General features: G+C 79.5%; 1 protein-coding gene. It reads left to right on the forward strand.

What is annotated here, in order from left to right:
* Positions 1-380: hypothetical protein (locus tag LPA41_RS41385; RefSeq protein WP_229076984.1), on the forward strand; the 380-nt coding region annotated here is incomplete at both ends.

A 380-nucleotide genomic window follows, 5' to 3' on the forward strand; every position in this document is an offset into this window, starting at 1 on the left:
CCGGGTCGTTCCCGGGCCGGACGGGCGGGCCGCGGTGGAGCTGTCCGACGAGTCGGGCGCGCCGGTGGCGTCGGTGCGTGCGCTGACGCTGCGACCGCTTCCGGTTTCACCGCCCGCCGCGGATGCCGTCGCCGGGGGGCTGCACCGGACGGCGTGGGTGCCGGTACCGCCCGGATCCCTGCCGGTGCCCCGGTGGGGTGTCCTGGGGGCCTCCGGCACAGGGCTGGTGGATGTGCTCGCGCCTCCGGGATCGGGTGTTCCCGTGTACGCGGGCCCGGCCGCGGCGGGCGGGGGTTCGCCGGCCGTGGTGGTGGCACCGATCGGGCCACCGCCGGAGGGGGCCGGTGACGCGGAGGATCCGGCCGCGGGGTGCCGGTGGG

The sequence above is a fragment of the Actinoplanes sp. DH11 genome, assembly GCF_020873875.1.
Taxonomy (GTDB): domain Bacteria; phylum Actinomycetota; class Actinomycetes; order Mycobacteriales; family Micromonosporaceae; genus Actinoplanes.